Origin of the sequence: Gracilibacillus saliphilus (genome assembly GCF_010994085.1) — a bacterium.
In the GTDB taxonomy this organism is placed as follows: Bacteria; Bacillota; Bacilli; order Bacillales; family Amphibacillaceae; genus Gracilibacillus; species Gracilibacillus lacisalsi.
Map to the genome: position 1 here is coordinate 1 of NZ_WJEB01000020.1, position 19,072 is coordinate 19,072.

17 protein-coding genes are annotated in these 19,072 nt (G+C 37.2%); 16 read left to right on the forward strand and 1 reads right to left on the reverse strand.

The genetic code is table 11. The annotated features are described in order from the left end of the window. Positions 1-240 precede the first annotated feature (240 nt). The 5 genes from GHT08_RS13385 to GHT08_RS13405 all read left to right on the forward strand — a co-directional run bounded on the left by GHT08_RS13385 (position 241) and on the right by GHT08_RS13405 (position 3,064). Positions 241-612: a DUF5367 domain-containing protein gene (locus tag GHT08_RS13385; protein WP_163581898.1), complete on the forward strand. Its 372-nt coding sequence runs from the start codon at positions 241-243 to the stop codon at positions 610-612. Between the two features lie 134 nt (positions 613-746). Further along, positions 747-1,142 (forward strand): GyrI-like domain-containing protein, encoded by a 396-nt coding sequence (locus GHT08_RS13390; protein ID WP_163581899.1) that lies wholly within the window; start codon positions 747-749, stop codon positions 1,140-1,142. A gap of 330 nt (positions 1,143-1,472) precedes the next feature. Next, positions 1,473-2,249, forward strand: coding sequence for a class I SAM-dependent methyltransferase (locus GHT08_RS13395; RefSeq protein WP_163581900.1), 777 nt, complete (start codon positions 1,473-1,475; stop codon positions 2,247-2,249). A 79-nt stretch (positions 2,250-2,328) separates the two neighbouring features. Continuing rightward, on the forward strand, positions 2,329-2,730 hold the full coding sequence (locus GHT08_RS13400; RefSeq protein ID WP_163581901.1) for a VOC family protein: 402 nt from the start codon (positions 2,329-2,331) through the stop codon (positions 2,728-2,730). Beyond that, a complete protein-coding gene (locus tag GHT08_RS13405; RefSeq protein ID WP_163581902.1) occupies positions 2,720-3,064 on the forward strand; it encodes a VOC family protein in 345 nt (114 codons plus the stop codon). The genes GHT08_RS13400 and GHT08_RS13405 overlap by 11 nt, the downstream gene beginning before the upstream one ends. Before the next feature lie 67 nt (positions 3,065-3,131). On the opposite strand, the gene GHT08_RS13410 is transcribed toward GHT08_RS13405, so the two are convergent. Continuing rightward, positions 3,132-3,665 carry a DUF6944 family repetitive protein gene (locus GHT08_RS13410; protein ID WP_163581903.1) on the reverse strand — a complete coding sequence of 178 codons (534 nt, stop codon included), beginning with the start codon at positions 3,663-3,665 and terminating at the stop codon, positions 3,132-3,134. A gap of 160 nt (positions 3,666-3,825) precedes the next feature. Here GHT08_RS13410 and GHT08_RS13415 point away from each other — a divergent pair, with 160 nt between their 5' ends. The 11 genes from GHT08_RS13415 to cysK all read left to right on the forward strand — a co-directional run bounded on the left by GHT08_RS13415 (position 3,826) and on the right by cysK (position 18,971). Next, a complete protein-coding gene (locus GHT08_RS13415; RefSeq protein ID WP_163581904.1) occupies positions 3,826-5,835 on the forward strand; it encodes a beta-galactosidase in 2,010 nt (669 codons plus the stop codon). Positions 5,836-5,926: 91 nt separating this feature from the next. Further along, positions 5,927-7,186, forward strand: coding sequence for a threonine ammonia-lyase IlvA (gene ilvA / locus GHT08_RS13420; RefSeq protein ID WP_163581905.1), 1,260 nt, complete (start codon positions 5,927-5,929; stop codon positions 7,184-7,186). Positions 7,187-7,296: 110 nt separating this feature from the next. Beyond that, a complete protein-coding gene (locus tag GHT08_RS13425) occupies positions 7,297-8,277 on the forward strand; it encodes an AraC family transcriptional regulator (protein ID WP_163581906.1) in 981 nt (326 codons plus the stop codon). 742 nt (positions 8,278-9,019) lie between these two features. After that, positions 9,020-9,877 carry an MBL fold metallo-hydrolase gene (locus GHT08_RS13430; protein WP_163581907.1) on the forward strand — a complete coding sequence of 286 codons (858 nt, stop codon included), beginning with the start codon at positions 9,020-9,022 and terminating at the stop codon, positions 9,875-9,877. 195 nt (positions 9,878-10,072) lie between these two features. Further along, a complete protein-coding gene (rhaB, locus tag GHT08_RS13435; protein WP_163581908.1) occupies positions 10,073-11,485 on the forward strand; it encodes a rhamnulokinase in 1,413 nt (470 codons plus the stop codon). After that, positions 11,482-12,744: an L-rhamnose isomerase gene (rhaA, locus tag GHT08_RS13440; RefSeq protein ID WP_163581909.1), complete on the forward strand. Its 1,263-nt coding sequence runs from the start codon at positions 11,482-11,484 to the stop codon at positions 12,742-12,744. Before rhaB ends, rhaA begins: the two co-directional genes overlap by 4 nt. Before the next feature lie 97 nt (positions 12,745-12,841). Then, positions 12,842-14,908, forward strand: a complete 2,067-nt coding sequence (locus GHT08_RS13445; RefSeq protein WP_163581910.1) for a bifunctional aldolase/short-chain dehydrogenase — start codon at positions 12,842-12,844, stop codon at positions 14,906-14,908. A gap of 115 nt (positions 14,909-15,023) precedes the next feature. Next, positions 15,024-15,749: a (Fe-S)-binding protein gene (locus tag GHT08_RS13450; RefSeq protein WP_163581911.1), complete on the forward strand. Its 726-nt coding sequence runs from the start codon at positions 15,024-15,026 to the stop codon at positions 15,747-15,749. Continuing rightward, positions 15,749-17,182: a LutB/LldF family L-lactate oxidation iron-sulfur protein gene (locus GHT08_RS13455; RefSeq protein ID WP_163581912.1), complete on the forward strand. Its 1,434-nt coding sequence runs from the start codon at positions 15,749-15,751 to the stop codon at positions 17,180-17,182. The genes GHT08_RS13450 and GHT08_RS13455 overlap by 1 nt, the downstream gene beginning before the upstream one ends. Next, positions 17,175-17,879 (forward strand): LutC/YkgG family protein, encoded by a 705-nt coding sequence (locus GHT08_RS13460; protein WP_163581913.1) that lies wholly within the window; start codon positions 17,175-17,177, stop codon positions 17,877-17,879. The genes GHT08_RS13455 and GHT08_RS13460 overlap by 8 nt, the downstream gene beginning before the upstream one ends. 177 nt (positions 17,880-18,056) lie before the next feature. Then, positions 18,057-18,971, forward strand: a complete 915-nt coding sequence (gene cysK, locus GHT08_RS13465) for a cysteine synthase A (protein ID WP_163581914.1) — start codon at positions 18,057-18,059, stop codon at positions 18,969-18,971. Positions 18,972-19,072: the final 101 nt, after the last annotated feature.

A 19,072-nucleotide genomic window follows, 5' to 3' on the forward strand; every position in this document is an offset into this window, starting at 1 on the left:
GAAAGGAGGTTAAGTGGGGGTAGTTCAATTACTAGTATTTAAACTAATAATTTCAATGATGAACAAATGATGGAAAAAATCCAAAATATGTGAAAGGAAGAAGTTTATTAAAGTTTGGAAGGAAGAAGCGATACCATCTACGTTGTATATTATGACTATAACAAGTGCAATGGATGAAATATTTCCTTTTTAATAGAATCAAATCTGGTGCAACACAAAAATCAATTAGGAGTGATATAGGTGTTTTTTCTCTTGTGGGGTGTCTTGATTTGGCTAGGAGCCTCAGCTATTTTTCGGTTTGCAGGACAATATTTTTTCACTTCAGAAAATTACACCCTATTAATAGTAACGTATATTCTAGTTATTCCTTTAATATTAGCTCTCACTCTACTGCTTTATCGGTATAAAAATTTAGATTCAACCGAACAAGTGAAAGCAGCAATTTTAATAGCTTTACCTGGTATGTTAATTGATGCTATAGTTCTAATTTATTTTGAAGATATCTTTGTGAATTTAGATCCTCGTCTTGATGGTGTTTTTGGGTCTTGGTTGCTTTTCGCTTATTCTTTAATCCTTCTTTCGGGATTCTTATCAAGGAAAAGTTCGAATTGAACTCATATAAGAGAGGGGGGATAAAAAATTTATTAGGTAAGGTGGTGCGTTTCTAGAAAGTTGGAAATTCTGAAACTAATTGGTTCTTTCTTACGTAATAGTAATAATTACTATTTTATGGAGGGGTTGAAGTAATGAGAATTGAATTACTTACTAGTATTCGAACTAATAATTTTAATGATGATCAAATGATGGAAAAAATCCAAAATATGTGGAAGGAAGCTTATCGAAGTCTAGAAGGAAAAAGCGATACTGTGTATGGTGTTTATTTTGATTATGAAAGTGATTTTAAAGGTGATTATTCGATAGGCGTAGGAATTGAGGATGCTGAAAATGGAAAAATAGTGATACCAGATCAATCGAACTATAAAGTTTTTAAAGTAGCGTCATCAGACGAAGAAGGGATTTTAAAAACATGGCAAAAGATATGGGGATTAGAGGAATCAGATGAGCTTGAACGTGGATATACCGTTGATTTTGAAAAGTATCTACCAAGTGGTGAAATTGAAATACATATCGCTCTTAAATAGGGGGATATTACGTGCTTTGTTTTTATCACGATGCTAAACGCCTGGAAAACCCCACTGATTATAGTTTCACTGTATAAAAAGTAGTGAAAAAATGGACCTCACCTGATACTTATTAGGTATTAGGTAAGGTCTATTCGATAGAAACTCCTTCTCTACCGTATAGAATTATTTCTTAAATAAAACTTTCCAATTCTTCCAATGTACGACCCTTCGTTTTAGGTACGAACTTCCATATGAAAATAGCAGAAAATTAACTCATCAGACCGTTTTATTATGTTCTAAAAATAGTTATAGTATAATGAAAAAAACAAGTAGAATAGGAAGTATTAGATGATTTTAACTACTGCAGGTCGCTCAGCACCTAAACTAATTCAAAGTGCACAACAATTATCTACTAAATATCAAATTCCCTATATAGAACGAAGTGGACGTTCGATTCAGCAATTAAAAGCTGATTATCAAGAAGATGTCATAGTTGTAGGAAAAGATCGATTATCTCTTTGTCCCTTAGAAGAGCAAACGAATCTCTTTTTCCACCCAAATTTGGCAATGGTTCGGGCAAAACGGCTACTACGTAAAGAAGAAGATCCATTTGTGAAAACAGCAAAATTGGAAAAGGGTATGTCTGTGTTAGATTGTACATTAGGACTGGCATCAGATAGTATCATAGCTAGTTTGGCGGTAGGTTCTGATGGTTTAGTAACCGGTTTAGAAGGTAGTAAAGCCATTTATATTATGGTAAATGAAGGCTTACAGCATTTAATCAGCACTAATGAAAAGCTTAATATAGCCATGAGGAGAATTGAGGTGAAGCATGTTCAACATCTGGAGTATTTACAACAGCAAAAACCTAATGCTTTCGATGTTGTATATTTTGACCCGATGTTTCATGAAACGATTGATGCTTCGAATGGATTAAATCTAATTAGGGCAAAAGCTTTGGAAGACGACCTTACTAATTTAGTGTTGGAAGAAGCACGAAGAGTAGCTAGACGTCGTGTAGTATTGAAAGATCATTGGAAAAGTGAACGCTTTCAACACTATGGTTTTACACAATATAAACGAAAAAACTCATTATTTCATTATGGCGTTATAGAATCAGGTTAAGTAAGCAAAAAATAAGAAATCGACTGGCTCACTCTGTGCTATAAATAGAATTAGCTTATAATGAGAAAGGGAGTTTTCTATGATAAACAGTACATGCCAAATCACTCTTTTTGTTAAAAGTAAAGAAGAGGCAAAGGCTTTCTACACGGAAAAGTTAGGTTTCATCATACGAGATGAAGCTCAATTTACGGATGATTGGAGTTATTTGACAGTTTCGCCACGAGCAAATAGTGAGATCGTTATAGAGTTGATAGAAGCGGTTACTGCTGAGGAAAAACAACTTGTAGGTAGACAAGCTGCAGAACAAGTTTTACTTATGTTTAAGGTGTATGATATTCATAACACATATCAACATTTAAAAGCAAACGGTGTAAAATTTGAAGGTGAGCCCGTGAAAGTACCAGGAGGTATAGGGGTTGGTTTTGAAGATCTGTCCGGAAATAAACTAGATTTATTTGAGGAGGTTAATCATGAAAATTGAAGGGGGAAATAATATAGCCATTAAAATTCCAAAATATAAATTTGAAGAAACGGTAGCATTTTATAAAGATGTTTTGGGTCTTCCTCATAAAGGTACAGAAGCAAATTCAGTTGCTTTTGAATTCGGAAGTTCCACCCTATGGCTTGATTGTATGGAAAATTATGCACAACAGGATGTATGGTTGGAACTTAAGTCGAGTCGGCTAGAGGAAACCTCACAATTATTTAATAAGGTGAAGATACCGAGACGCGATGAAGTAGAGATTCATGAACATTCAGCGGGATTTTGGATATCAGATCCGGCGGGGACGATTCTTAGGATAAACCCTAAATAATATATCACTCGGATAAATTCCTGATACGTTTCATCAGGTTCCTTGTGAACATAATAGAAGTCTTAAACTATTGAATCGTTTCCGCAACCGCAGTCATAATAGCACCAGTGGCTTGAATCCAATTCCCAATAGCGTTTAATTCTCCTGCTTTTGTTGTATTTTGAGTAGAAAGAGCTTGCAAACTGTTACCAATTACTTGTAGTAAATTACCAAATGCACTGTATATTACTTCTATTGTAAGCTCTTTGTGCAACTCCTCAGCAAAATTAATACTGCCTCCTAGCGCCTGAAGAATATCTCCCTGTATGTTTAATAGCTTTTTGCTGCTAACTGATACTGGCAAATGCAATGAAACTACCTCTGTTGCATTTCCTATCGCTTGAATCTCGTTTCCTAAGCTTTTTAACTCTTCTAAAGAAAAATGTTCCACCAAGAGCGCATTGCCTGTTGCTTGCATTACATTTCCAATTAAATCAAGATTCTCTTTAACTTCAGAAGTAAGAGCAATGGAAGGTGTATTTCCTACTGCAGATAATACGGTTCCAATTGCTTGTTCCCAAGACCCAAGTAAGCTGTTTTGCTGTTTAACCAAAGTACTCACCATCTTCCTTCTAGGATAGTATTAGTTTATGGAAAAATCAGCATTTTGTTTTGGCACATGAAGGATTAACCAATTAATATTGGTTGATTATGATAGCGTTTTCTTATAAGATGTACGTATTAGTTGATACATAATGTGAATAATTGAAGGAGTGTTGAAAATGGTTAAACGTATAGAAGAAGTTATGCCTAGTATTGCATTTGGTGGAGATTACAATCCAGAGCAATGGGATGAAAATGTTTGGATAGAAGATGCTAAGTTAATGCAAGAGGCAGGGGTAAACCTTGTTTCTGTAGCCATATTCAGCTGGTCCGTACTGGAACGAGAAGAAGGTAAGTTTGATTTTAGTTGGTTAGATAGAGTGTTAGATATTTTACACGAGCACGGAGTTGGTGTCTCTTTAGCGACAGCAACAGCCTCACCACCAGCTTGGCTGTCTAAAGAATATCCAGAGGTGTTAGCCGTACAAGAAAATGGAGTACCTTATCAAATTGGTTCTCGTCAACATTATTCACCTAATAGTAAGCGGTTTCGATATGCAGTTAAACAATTGGTTAAGGAAATGGGCAATAGATATAAAGACCATCCTGCATTAAAAATGTGGCATATTAACAATGAATATGGTTGTCACTTAGCAGAGTGTTTTAGTGATGAAAGCTTATCAGCATTTCGCAAATGGTTAAAAAATCGTTATCAGACAATAGAGAACTTAAATCAAAAATGGGGAACGAATTTCTGGAGCCAGCGCTATAATGAGTGGGATGAGATTCAATTTCCGGTTAATTTGCCTACTTTTTATAACCCTAGTCAAAAATTAGATTATAAACGCTTTATGAATGATGCTATTTTTGATTTATATAAAATAGAGAAAGAGGTATTACGTGAGATCACTCCGGATATACCGATATTTACTAATTTTATGTATGAGTTCAAGCCGTTAAATTATTTTGGGTGGGCTAAAGAAATGGATTTAGTGACATGGGATTCGTATCCAGATCCGAGAGAAGGAAAACCTTACCGACATGCAATGCATCATGATTTAATGCGCAGTTTAAAAAATGGCCAACCTTTTTACTTAATGGAGCAGGTAACATCACATGTAAACTGGCGTGATATAAATCTGACGAAAAAACCTGGGGAAATGAGGTTGTGGAGTTATTCAACTGTAGCTCGTGGCGGAGATGGTGTCATGTATTTCCAATGGCGTCAAGGAAAGGCCGGAGCAGAGAAGTTCCATGGTGCCATGGTTCCCCACTCCAATGATCCAAATAGTCGTGTTTATCAAGAGGTAAAACAATTAGGGAATGAACTAAAACAATTGGATGGACTGGTAGGAGCACGAGGTACGGCACAAGTTGCGATTGTTTTTGATTGGGAAAATTGGTGGGCTGTGGAGCATGAGGGAAAACCGCATAACCGTTTATCCTATTTAGATCAAGTCTACCAATATTACCGCTCATTCTATGAGAAGAATATTGCGGTTGATTTTGTAGAACCCAATGGAAACCTAGCTGATTACCAATTTGTAGTGGCACCAATGTTATATATGATTCGCGACGGAGAGGAAAACAATTTCGAGCAATTTGTAAAAAACGGCGGAACATTAATAGTTAGTTTTTTCAGTGGTATTGCAGATGAACAAGACCATATCCATTTAGGAGGATATCCTGCACCATTACGATCACTGTTAGGATTAACAGTGGAAGAATTTGCTCCAATGGCAAATGATGAAATAAATACAATTGTTGCGAATGGAGAGAAATTCACTGTCGACACTTGGGCCGATATAATTAAACTGGAAGGAGCGAAAGCAATAGCCACGTATAAAGAAAATTGGTATCAGGACAAGCCTGCAGTTACGATTCATCGATATGGACAAGGAAGCTCAATTTATGTTGGCACCAATCCATCAGGTGAGTACCTTGATCAATTAATAAACGGAATCTTACAGCAATTAGAAGTCAAGGCACCGTTAGAGGCACCAAAAAATGTAGAAATCGTAGAGCGAGTAGCAAATGATAAGACATTTTTGTTTATTCTTAACCATAATACTGACCCCGTGACGGTTGCTTTAGAAGAGGGCACAGTCTATCAGGATTGTTTACAAGGTAAGCAAGTAACTCAGTCAATCACAGTACAAAACACGGATGTAGCTATTTTAGTCTGCTAAAAACAAGAAAAATAAACGAATAAATATATTTTCTATTCCGCTTCTTTATGTTAGTATAAATCTAACAATCGAAGTAGGAAGGGTTCTAATCATGAGTACAAAAGTCAATCCAATTCAAGTGAGAGATATCATAATTGCAAATCAAGTACTAAAAGACGTAGTCGTCAAAACACCGTTGCAACGCGATCCCATTTTATCTGATAAATATGATTGTAATGTTTATCTCAAAAGAGAAGACTTACAAGTTGTCCGTTCATTTAAAATTCGTGGAGCATATAATTTGATGCAAGGTTTGTCAAAAGAAGAATTAGAAAATGGAGTGGTTTGTGCTAGTGCTGGGAATCATGCACAGGGTGTTGCTTATTCCTGTAAAGCTTTAGGAGTAAATGGTGTGATTTTTATGCCTAGTACAACACCACGTCAAAAAGTAAACCGAGTTGAATTTTTCGGTGGTCCGTTTGTGGAAATCCGTTTAATTGGTGACACCTTTGATGATTCTTTTGATCAAGCAATGGAATATTGCAACGAACATAATGCATCATTTATCCATCCGTTTAATGATACGAGAACCATTACAGGGCAAGGTACCATCGGTTTGGAAATATTGGACAGCATGGAAGAGCCAATATCCCACGTCTTTATGGCTGTAGGTGGTGGTGGACTAATTTCTGGTGTCGGGTCTTACATAAGTAGTATTAGTCCAGACACAAAAATTATCGGTGTTGAACCAGAAGGTGCAGCCTCTATGAAAGCAGCCCTAGCAAAAGACGAAGTGACCAAATTGGATAAAATCGATAAATTTGTAGATGGTGCCAGTGTAAAACGTGTTGGAGATATTTCGTTTGACATTGCCAAAGAATTTATTGATGATATCGCAGTTGTTCCGGAGGGTAAGCTATGTACAACGTTATTAGATTTATATAATGAAAATGCAATCGTAGCTGAACCAGCAGGAGCATTACCCGTATCTGCACTTGATTACTATCGTGATGAGATTAAAGGGAAAAATGTCGTATGTATCGTTAGTGGTGGAAATAATGATATCGATCGTATGCAGGAATTTAAAGAACGTTCTTTAATCTATGAAGGATTTAAACATTATTTTATTGTGAATTTCCCTCAACGTGCCGGCGCATTACGTGAATTCATGGATGAGGTTTTAGGTAAGGATGATGACATCACCCGCTTTGAATATACGAAAAAGAACAACCGTGACAAGGGACCTGTTCTAGTAGGGATTGAACTCCAACAGGCTGAAGACTACCATCAAATCATTTCTCGCATGGAGAAAAAAGGCTTTACTTACATCGAAATTAACAAAGATGAACAACTTTTCCAATTATTAATTTGACAAAAGGAAGCGACTTAACCGCGCTTCCTTTTTCTTAAATCCATCTATATGACAATGAGTTATGGGGGACTGGGAATTGTCCCACTTTTGTTCAAAGGGGGCAGGAGCACTTGGATACGTTCTTATACAAGGAACTAATGAAGGAAACAGAAGAAGAGCTTGCGATTTTAAAGGGAAATCAAGCGGTTAATAAACAAATATATACAGATCTTACATCGGATTTCGTTATCCAAAGTGAAAAGTTTTTAAAAGACGACCTGATCATGATTCGCAAACACCCCAGATATATTAATTTTCCCAGACACTCTCATGATTATATTGAAATGAATTATGTTTTCCATGGTCAATTTCATCAAAAGGTAGCTGATCAGCCAATTACTTTAAAGCAAGGTGATATCCTGCTATTAAATCAACATATCGAACATGAGTTAGCTGCATGTGAAGAAAATGATATTGTTATCAACTTTATTATTCACCCAGCCTTTTTTGATTATATTCTATCTAATTTATCTACTGGATTTGTCCAGAGTCAAATGCTTTACTTTCTCATGAATAGTATTTTTGATTTTAGCCAAAAAGGTGAGTATTTATATTATCCAGTCTCTAATTCTGACCGTATTCAAGACATTATGCAGCAATTATTAAAAGAAATGATGGAAGAATCGATCTTATCGAAGTCGAAAATTAAATTTTTAATGGGATTACTTATCATTGAGTTGATCGAACAACAAAATCAAACAAATCGAAATACTATTCAATCCGAACAACACGCCTTCTTAACTGAAGTATTTCGCTACATCGAAGAACACTATCAAGAAGCCAATTTACAATCATTAGCAAATCGTTTTAACCAAACGGTTTACTGGGTAAGTAAAGAAATCAAATCATTAACTAATCAAAATTTTAAAGATTTGGTTCAGCAAAAACGCCTGTTAGTAGCCAAGAACTTATTAGTGCATAGTGATTTACCAATGCAATCCATTGCCGAAGAAGTGGGTTATGAGAATATTAGCTATTTCTATCGCCTATTTAAAAAGAAATACGGTATGACGCCTAAAGCTTATAAAATGCAGTTAATCAAAGAAGATTAACTGCATTTTTTCATAACAAGCAATAAAAGTGCACAGAATCTATAAACGGAGCAGTAACGATAACTAAAGATGATTTGCTCTTCCATTATTGACTTAAAGAGTGCAAACAAACCGCTCTGCCAGAATACTTCGCTTTCCATGGGCGGTTTTTAGCTACCTTTGCAAAATTGGATCTTCAGCTTTCGTGAGTCCCACAGGAGTCTCCGTATTCTCCCTACGCTATTTTTGTTCTCTGTTTATAGAAAGAAATGAAATCATGGAACTAAATTCTCTGTTTTATTACAGTACTAATCGGCTGTGAATACCCCTTTAGCATAGTTGTACCCTATGCTACATATGTTGGAGAAATCGACCAGTTGATTTCGGATTAGAGTTGTGGAGCATATCTTAACGAAGGCCGCCCACTTCCCCTCCTGTGGGACCTGTTTGACTGAAGATCCACTTTGTCGAGCGGTTTTGGCTCGAAAAAGTTAGCGGAAGGGCAAACCCCACGGAAAGGGAAGGGGGCAGCCGCAGTGGCAATTATGATTAGGATATGTGTCAAAATTACTTCATAAGTGACTGTGCATTTAGTTTCGAACAAACAGAGTTTTCATCACTTCGCAGTATCTATCAAATTAAATTTGGTCGAATTATGCCTGATTTTTGTTACAACTAGATGTTTTTTATAGTTGTATAAATATGATTGTGAATCAATGGAACAATAAAATGAAATCAACTATTCATTCAGGAGGATAGAAATATGGATCAAGAAATGAATTACGGAAGTGATTATCATCATATTCCTGCAACGTCCATAGGAAGTGGGATAAGTACACAAGTATTACCAGATGTACTTTGTCACACGATTCAAATTGTCAATATTATGTTGGTTGGAAATCCAGAATCAAATGACTTTGTTCTAGTAGATGCAGGGATGCCGGATTCAGCAAGTGAGATTATTTCGGTTACAGAAGAGCGTTTCGGACCTGATAGCAGACCGAAAGCTATCATACTGACGCATGGTCACTTTGACCATGTTGGAGCTGTTGTGGAACTAGTTAAGCATTGGGATATCCCTGTATATGCGCATGAGCAAGAATTACCTTTCTTAACAGGAAAAAAAGCATATCCAGAACCAGATGCTACTGTTGAAGGTGGGATGATAGCAAAAATGTCCCCCATGTTTCCCAATGAACCGATTGATTTAGGTGACCATATTGAAATGCTGCCAGTTGACGGAACTATTCCGCATATGGACAGCTTTAAATGGATCCATACTCCTGGACACACCCCAGGACATGTTTCTCTGTTTAGAGAAGAAGACGGAGCTTTACTAGTAGGAGATGCATTTGTAACCGTTAAACAGGAGAATCTTTATAAAGTACTTACACAACAACAGGAAATAAGTGGTCCACCACGATATTTGACCACTGATTGGAAAGCTGCGAAACGATCAGTGGAAAAATTAGATCAATTGAATCCTAACATTGCTGTAACTGGTCATGGCTTACCGATGACTGGTGAGGTATTAACGAATGGCTTAGCAAAACTAGTAAAAGAATTTGACCAAATTGCCGTCCCTGATTATGGGAAGTACGTAAACAAGCATATGCATTAAAATAATAAAATGAGTACAACGAAGCCCCGATGATGTAGATGTTTGAATTCATCTAACTCATCGGGCTTTTTACTTGGTTAAATTTTTCCTTATTCGCAAAAAAGGACAATAAATTTGTAATTTTCGATATATATTATTCTGAATAATTCCTTTATGATAAATTTATAAATCGCTTACAAAGAAAGGGTGAATCACTTGCAAAAATGTAATTTAGCCGTTGACATTGGAGCTTCGAGTGGACGTGTGATTGCAGGCTATCTTCAACATAACAAGCTAGTATTAGATGAAATCCATCGGTTTGAAAATGAGATGGAAGAGAAAAACGGCCACTTGTGTTGGGATATTGACGGACTATTTCAAGAAATCAAGACCGGTTTAGAAAAGAGTGTCGAACAACATTTTCATCCTTTAACCATTGGTATTGACACATGGGCAGTTGACTTTGTGTTACTAGATCAGGGCAAAAACAGAATCACTGACGCAGTTGCTTATCGTGATCACCGGACAGATGGGGTAATGGAAAAGGTTTTTCAACTTATCGATCAAAAAGACATCTATCACGAAACAGGCATACAATTTCAACCATTTAATACAATTTATCAGCTATTTGCCTTACAAAAAGAAAAACCGGACATATTAGAAAAAGCACAATACTTTTTGATGATTCCTGACTATCTTCATTATCTACTTACTGGCAAAATAACAAATGAATACACCAATGCTACGACAACCCAACTGTTAAAAGCTACGAATCAAACATGGCATCAAGATTTCCTAAGAAAATTAAACATCCCTGCACATATATTTTCTGAACCTAGTCATCCTATACAATCTATTGGTTCCTTAACAAAAGACTTACAAGAAGAGCTTGGCTTTAATCTAGAAGTTGTCTTACCTGGCACACATGATACAGCCTCTGCAGTCATGGCAGTACCGGCTCAAGATACGATTTACATTAGCTCAGGCACATGGTCTTTAATGGGCGTTGAACATCATGAACCCATCAGTACACCACAAGCTTTTGATTATAATTTCACCAATGAAGGTGGCGTTCATAAAAATATCCGCTTCTTAAAAAATATCATGGGGCTTTGGATGATCCAAGAAGTTAAGCGCGAATGGAATGATCAATATAGCTTTGCTGAGTTTGTAGAACTCGCTTACCAGGCATCATCATTCACATCACAAGTAGATGTCAATGATCAACGTTTTTTAAGTCCACCAAGCATGAAAGAAGCGATTCAACATTATTGTCAGGAAACTAATCAACAAGTTCCGGAAACAGCAGGAGAATTTGCAAAGTGTATTTTTGATAGCTTAGTAGAAAGCTATCATCATACAGCAAAAGAAATTGAAGCGTTAACAGGGAAAACGTATAAATCCATCCATATCATAGGTGGTGGTAGTAAGAACCACTATATGAATGAAAAACTAGCGGCAGTGAGTAAGAAAACAATCTACACAGGACCGGGTGAAGCTACAGCGATTGGAAATTTATTAGCTCAAATGATGGCCACTGGTCAAATCGATTCCATGGAACAGTCAAAGCAAATCATTAATCAATCGTTTAATATTAAAAAATTTCAAATAAGAGGTGAAAAGGCATGAGTGTAAAAGAGAACTTTCAAGCAGCGAAAAAGCAGTATGAAAAATGGGGAATATCAATAGAAGAAGCTTTTGAAAGGTTAAAAAATGTTCCGATTTCGATTCATTGCTGGCAAGGTGATGACATTGGCGGATTTGAAGTAGAACAGCAAGAATTGTCAGGTGGAATTGATGTAACTGGTGATTATCCTGGCAAAGCAACAACTCCAGAAGAATTGCGAAGTGATTTGGAAAAAGCATTATCATTGATTCCAGGAAAACATAAAATTAATTTACATGCGATTTATGCAGAAACAGATGGACAAAAGGTAGATCGTAATGAATTAGAACCAAAGCATTTTAAAAACTGGGTGAAATGGGCAAAAGAACACGATTTAGGACTTGATTTTAACCCTACCTTGTTTTCCCATCCAAAAGCAGCAGATGGTTTAACACTTGCACATCCTGACAAAGAGATTCGAGATTTCTGGATCGAACATTGTATCAGGTCGCGCAAAATCGGCGAATATTTTGGAAAAGAATTAGGTCAACCAGCATTAACGAACATTTGGATCCCGGATGGGTATAAAGATATTCCAAGCGATCGACTGACACCACGTAAGCGTCTAAAAGAATCATTAGATGAAATATTTGCGGCGGATGTTGACGAGTCGTTAAATATTGATGCAGTAGAAAGTAAGTTGTTTGGTATCGGATCTGAAGCATATGTTGTTGGCTCCCATGAATTTTACATGGGATATGCTCTTAAAAACAACAAGCTTTGTTTACTAGACAGTGGTCACTACCACCCAACAGAAGTGGTTTCTAATAAAATATCTGCCATGCTTTTATTTAGTGAAAGATTAGCCTTGCACGTCTCACGACCAGTTCGTTGGGATAGTGATCATGTCATTATATTGGATGATGAACTCCGCGAAATCGGGCTTGAAATTGTTCGTAACGACGCACTAGATAGGGTCATGATTGGTCTGGACTTCTTTGATGCTAGTATTAATCGTGTCGCAGCATGGACAATTGGTACAAGAAATATGATCAAGTCATTACTATATGCATTACTATTACCTAACGATTATTTAAAACAATTACAAGAAGAAGGCAATTTCACAGATCGATTAGCACTATTAGAAGAATTTAAAACATATCCATTCGGTGCTATTTGGGATTATTATTGTGAACAGATGGAAGTACCCGCCCAAGAAAAATGGCTCGAGGAAGTAAAAGATTACGAGAATAAAGTATTATCTAAACGAAATAGCGGATAATTAATCTTTGTTTGTGTTGATTTATTTTTGTTTTGTAGTATAATCAAAGCAGAACCAAACAAATAAAACAAAACAAAAATGTTGAGGAGGAAATGCAGTGGTACAAAACAAATGGAATGACAGTCAGGTTGCACAAGGTGACGGATTAGAATCATTAGTTTACCGTTCCAATCTATTAGGTTCAGATCGTGCAGTTGTTAACATCGGTGGGGGAAACACATCATCTAAGACGATGGAAAAAGATTTCAAAGGCGATGACATTGAAGTAATGTGGGTAAAAGGAAGCGGCTCTGACCTGGCAACGATGAAAGCTCATAATTTTACCGGACTCAAGATGGATGATATCCGCCCACTCCTTGAACGTGATGATATGTCTGATGAGGAAATGGTAGAATATTTATCACATTGTATGATAGATTCCAAGCATCCACGTTCATCTATTGAAACATTATTACATGCTTTTCTACCGTTTAAACAGGTAGATCATACACATCCAGATGCAATCATTAGTATTGCTTGTGCAGATAATGGAAAAGAGATAGCAGAAGAAATTTATGGAGACCGTTTTGTATGGGTACCGTATATTCGTCCCGGTTTCAAGCTGTCTAAAATGATTGCAGAAGGTGTCAAAGATAATCCGAAAGCAGAATTAGTGATTATGGAGAAACATGGTCTGGTAACATGGGGAGAAACGTCTAAGGAAAGTTACAATAAAACAATTGAAATCATAAACGAAGCAGAAAGTTATATTAACCAAAAAGCACAAGGTCAGACATTATTTGGTGGTGAAAAATATCAGTCAGTAGTAAAAGAAGAACGTGAAAATCTTCTCGCAGAAGTAATGCCTCTTGTGCGCGGACAAGTTAGCAATGATAAGCAAATGTTAGCAACCTATAATGATGATGACAATGTCTTAGCATTTGTGAATAGTGTAAATGCAGAACAGTTATCTCAGGTGGGAGCAGCCTGTCCAGATCACCTTGTTCATACTAAACGAGTACCATTATATATTGACTGGGATCCACAATCAGGTGATATCGATTTATTAAAAGAAAAAATTGTAAAAGGCATTAAAGCCTATAAAGAGGAATATGTCGCGTACTTTGAACGGAATAAGAATGAAGGCGACGAAATCATGGAAACGGCCCCTCGTATTATTTTAATTCCAGGTCTGGGTATGATCAACACAGGGAAAGACTGGAAAGCGGCAAACATTAGTGAACAACTTTATCACCGTGCAATTGCAGTTATGAGTGGGGCAACAGTTCTTGGGAACTTTGTATCACTTAATGAAGAAGAATCATACTTAATTGAATACTGGCCTTTAGAGCTCTATAAACTAAGCCTTGCACCACCAGAAACAGAATTTTCTCGTCAAGTTGCCTTTGTAACAGGAGGTGCTGGTGGTATCGGTACTGCTACAACATATCGTTTTATTGAAGATGGTGCCCATGTGGTTATTGCTGATATCAACCTAGAAGGTGCTGAGAATCTAGCAAAAGAAATCAACGATAAATATGGTTGGAATCGTGCTTTTGCGGTGAAAATGGACGTTACAAAAGAAGAAGAAGTACAAGCAGCGATAGCAGCATCTGTACGTGAGTATGGCGGTATTGATATCTTAGTTAATAATGCAGGTTTAGCAAGCTCTAGTCCTTTCGAAGAAACAACGATGGATCAATGGAACTTAAATATTAACGTTTTAGTAACAGGGTATTTCCTTGTCGCACGTGAAGTGTTCAAATTAATGAAAGACCAAGGAATTGGTGGTAACATGGTATTTATTGGATCGAAAAACTCGATTTATGCTGGCAAAAATGCTGCGGCATACAGTACAGCCAAAGCGGCGGAAGTGCATTTAGCTCGCACAGTTGCTGCTGATGGTGGTGCATTAGGTATTCGCGTTAACTCTGTCTTACCAGATGCTGTTATTAGAGGATCTAAGATTTGGGATTCCTCTTGGAAGAAGGAACGTGCGTCTTCCTATGGTATTGGTACAGACGATTTAGAAGAACATTATCGTAAACGTACGATCTTAAACGTTAATATCTTACCAGAGGATATTGCTGAATCTGTTGCTTTTCTTGCTTCATCAAAAGCAGCAAAAACAACAGGTTGTATGGTAACTGTTGATGGTGGGGTAGCAGCAGCATTTACTAGATAATGATAGAACATGGATAAACTCTCGTTATGAGGGTTTATCCATTCTACTATATGGAGGAAACATGATAGAATGATAGAAAGAGCAATGGCGATGTTCCTAAAAGGGGAGTAAAAACATGAAAGTATCATTTTTTGTTACATGTTTAGGAGATATGTTTTATGTGAATGCAGGAAAAGCTGCAGTCGAATTGTTGGAACATCTCGGCTGTGAAGTCGATTTTCCGAAAGCGCAAACATGTTGTGGCCAACCTGCCTATAACAGTGGTTATCATAAGGAAACATTAGAGGTGGCAAAGCATTTAGTGGAAACTTTTGAAGATGCCGAATATGTAGTAGGTATTTCGGGTTCTTGTGTTTATATGATTCATGAATATGTACATTTATTTGAAGAAGGTTCAGAATGGCAGAAACGAGCGAGGAAACTGAAAGATAAAACATATGAGTTAACACAGTTTATTGTCGAAGTACTTGGTGTAGAAAATGTAGGAGCTAGCTATGAGGGGGTTGCTACTTATCATACGTCATGCCATATGACAAGGTTATTAGGTGTAACAGAAGCACCATTTAAATTACTGGAGAATGTAAAAGGCCTACAGCTGATTGATTTACCAAATCGCCACGATTGTTGTGGCTTCGGTGGAACATTTTCGGTCAAGATGAGTGACATTTCAGAACAGATGGTCGATGAGAAAGTGGAACATATAGAAGAAACGAAAGCGAACCTTTTACTAGGGGCAGATGGTAGCTGCCTCATGAATATTGGTGGTCGTTTGTCAAGGAATGGAAGTTCTGTTGAAGTAAAGCATATCGCGGAAATCTTAAATAGCAGAGGTGACCTGTAATGCCGATGCACATTGGAGAGAAAGACTTTAAAAAAAGGGTAACAAAAGGTTTAGAAGATGACTTTATGCGTGGAGCTGTACGGTCTGCGCAAGGAAGATTGCAAGATAAACGAGCAACTGCAGCAGATGAATTAGGTGATTGGGAAGATTGGCGGACACTTGGCTCAGAAATCCGTAGTCACACGATTGAACATTTAGATTATTATTTACATCAATTAAGTGAAAAGGTCGCGGAACTAGGCGGACATGTCTTTTTTGCCGAAACGGGAGAAGAAGCGAACGAATATATTCAAAAAGTAGCGACAGAAAAAGAAGCAAAGAAAATTGCTAAATCAAAATCGATGGTAACAGAAGAAATTTCCATGAATGAAGCTCTCGAGGATATCGGGTGTGAAGTGATTGAAACAGATTTGGGCGAATATATTTTGCAACTGGATGATCATGATCCTCCATCACATATTGTGGCGCCAGCACTTCATAAGAATAAAGAACAGATCCGTGATGTCTTTGAAGAGAAATTAGATTACTTGAATTCAGAAAAACCGGAAGAACTAGCGTTGTTTGCCCGTGAAAAATTACGGGAAGAATTTCTTTCAGCTGACTTAGGCATTACGGGATGTAATTTTGCGGTTGCAGAATCTGGCTCATTTGCTTTGGTTACGAATGAAGGTAATGCTCGCATGGTATCAGCACTACCGAAAACTCAGATTACCGTTATGGGAATGGAAAGAATTGTTCCAGGATGGGAAGAGCTTGATATCGTTGTTAGCTTGTTAACGAGAGCAGCAGTTGGTCAGAAATTAACCAGTTATATTACCGCATTAACAGGTCCTAAACAACTAGAAGAAGCAGATGGCCCTGAAGAATTTCATTTAGTTATTGTGGATAACGGAAGATCAAAAATCTTAGGTACGGAATTTCAGGAAGCATTACATTGTATTCGATGTGCAGCATGTATCAATGTCTGTCCTGTATATCGTCATGTTGGAGGGCATGCATATGGATCGATTTATCCTGGACCAATTGGTGCGGTGCTTTCTCCTTTACTATCAGACTATGATGAGTACAAAGAATTACCTTATGCCTCGTCCTTATGTGGAGCGTGTACAGAAGTTTGTCCGGTAAAAATTCCACTTCACGAACAATTGATTATGCATCGGAGAAAAATTGTCGAGGATGAGAAAAAAACAACATTGTCAGAACGCGTTGTGATGCGAGGTTTCGAACAACTAGTCAATTCAGCAAATCTTTATCGGACTGCAACGAAAATGGCACCATTTTTAACGACACCATTTGCTAAAAATCAGATGATCACGAAAGGTCCTGGACCATTAAAACATTGGACACACGCGAGAGACTTCCCTCAGCCTGCCAATGAACGTTTTCGTGATTGGTTTGAAGATCGCCAAAAACGAGGTGAAAAAAATGCCTAAAGGTAATATTATCAACCGTGATTCCTTTTTAACAAATATTCGCGAAAAGATAGGTGGCATTGCTACCAATAAACCGGTAGAAAAACCTAACTGGTCAGTGACACCACAAAAAAAAGTATTAGAAGGATATGATCAAGATCAATTAATTAGTGTGTTAAGAGAACAGTGTAAAGAGATTCACACAGATTTTTATCAAACAACATTAGCTGAATTAACTGGAACCATAACAGAAGTGATGGAGGAATACGAATCAGAATCCATTGTTTATTCAGATGATCCGAGATTTGATAATGCTAACATAGAGGAGTACTTACAAGGTTTGAATGCTTTTAAGTGGGACCGTAATGATCGAGAAAACTCCATTAAAATAGCAGAAAGAGCTGAGGTGGGGATTACGTTTAGTGACATTACTTTAGCAGAATCGGGAACAGTTGTTCTGTTGAATGATAAAGGACAAGGGCGATCTGTTAGCTTGTTACCAGCCAATTATATAGCAATTATTCCGAGGACTTCCATCGTAAAAAGAATGACCCAGGCAACTGACTATATTCACGCTCAAGTCGAAAAAGGAGAAGATATTGCCTCCTGTATTAATTTTATTACCGGTCCAAGTAACAGTGCTGATATTGAAATGAATCTGGTAGTTGGTGTCCACGGACCAATTCGAGCTGCTTATATTGCTGTAGATGATTTGTAAATATATACAGATTGTGTAGTGTGATGCTGTTGATGATAAAGTGCTTTAAGGTGCATCTGAATTCAGAAAAGGGAGGAAAAAGACCAAACCCCATTTTTACGATTCAAGTATGATGCTTGTATTTGTCGAGGATTCCTTGCTATGATAGGAGAAGATGTTGTAGGAAGGGGTAGGCAGATGAATGTTTATCAAAATATGACGGAGTTAATTGGAAACACTCCTTTAGTTAAATTAAATCGTATTGTACCTGAAGGTGCTGCTGATATTTATGTGAAATTAGAAATGTTTAATCCTTCAAAAAGCGTGAAGGACCGAGCTGCTTATAACATGATTATCGAAGCGGAAAAGGCGGGAATGTTGAAAGAAGGTTCTACTATTATTGAACCAACAAGTGGAAATACAGGTATCGGATTGGCACAGACTTGCGCTGCCAAAGGTTATCAAGCCATTTTGGTGATGCCAGATAATATGACGCAGGAACGTATCAATATTTTAAAAGCATATGGTGCTAAAGTGGTTTTGACACCGAGTGCAGAAAAAATGCCTGGAGCTATTAAAAAGGCAAAAGAATTAGTTGAAGAAATTCCCGATAGCTTTATGCCACAACAGTTTGAAAATAAGGCAAATCCAGATATTCACCGAAAAACGACAGCTCTTGAAATTTTAGAACAAACAAACCATGACTTAGATGGATTTGTTGCAACAGCCGGAACTGGTGGAACTATTACAGGTACTGGTGAAGCATTAAGGGAAGAATTGCCCGATCTGCATATTGCTGTTGTCGAGCCTAAAGGATCGCCTGTACTATCTGGTGGTAAACCAGGTAAACACAAGTTAGTTGGCACAAGTCCTGGTTTTGTTCCTGATATTTTAAACACTTCTATCTATGATGAAATTATTCAAATCGCAGATGAAGACGCAGTAAACACATTCAAACGGCTAACATCTGAAGAAGGAATTTTTGTTGGTCCTTCAGCAGGCGCAGCAGTTTTTGCTGCTATCCAACTAGCAAAAAAACTTGGAGCAGGTAAAAAAGTTGTCTGCATTGCTCCAGATACAGGTGAACGTTATTTAAGTATGCACTTGTTCTAAAAGCATAAACGATTAACAATGCAATTCCTAAAGGTATACACTAAACACTTTAAGAGATCAGTCAGAAACTGATCTCTTTGTTATACAATGGAAGAGCTCTG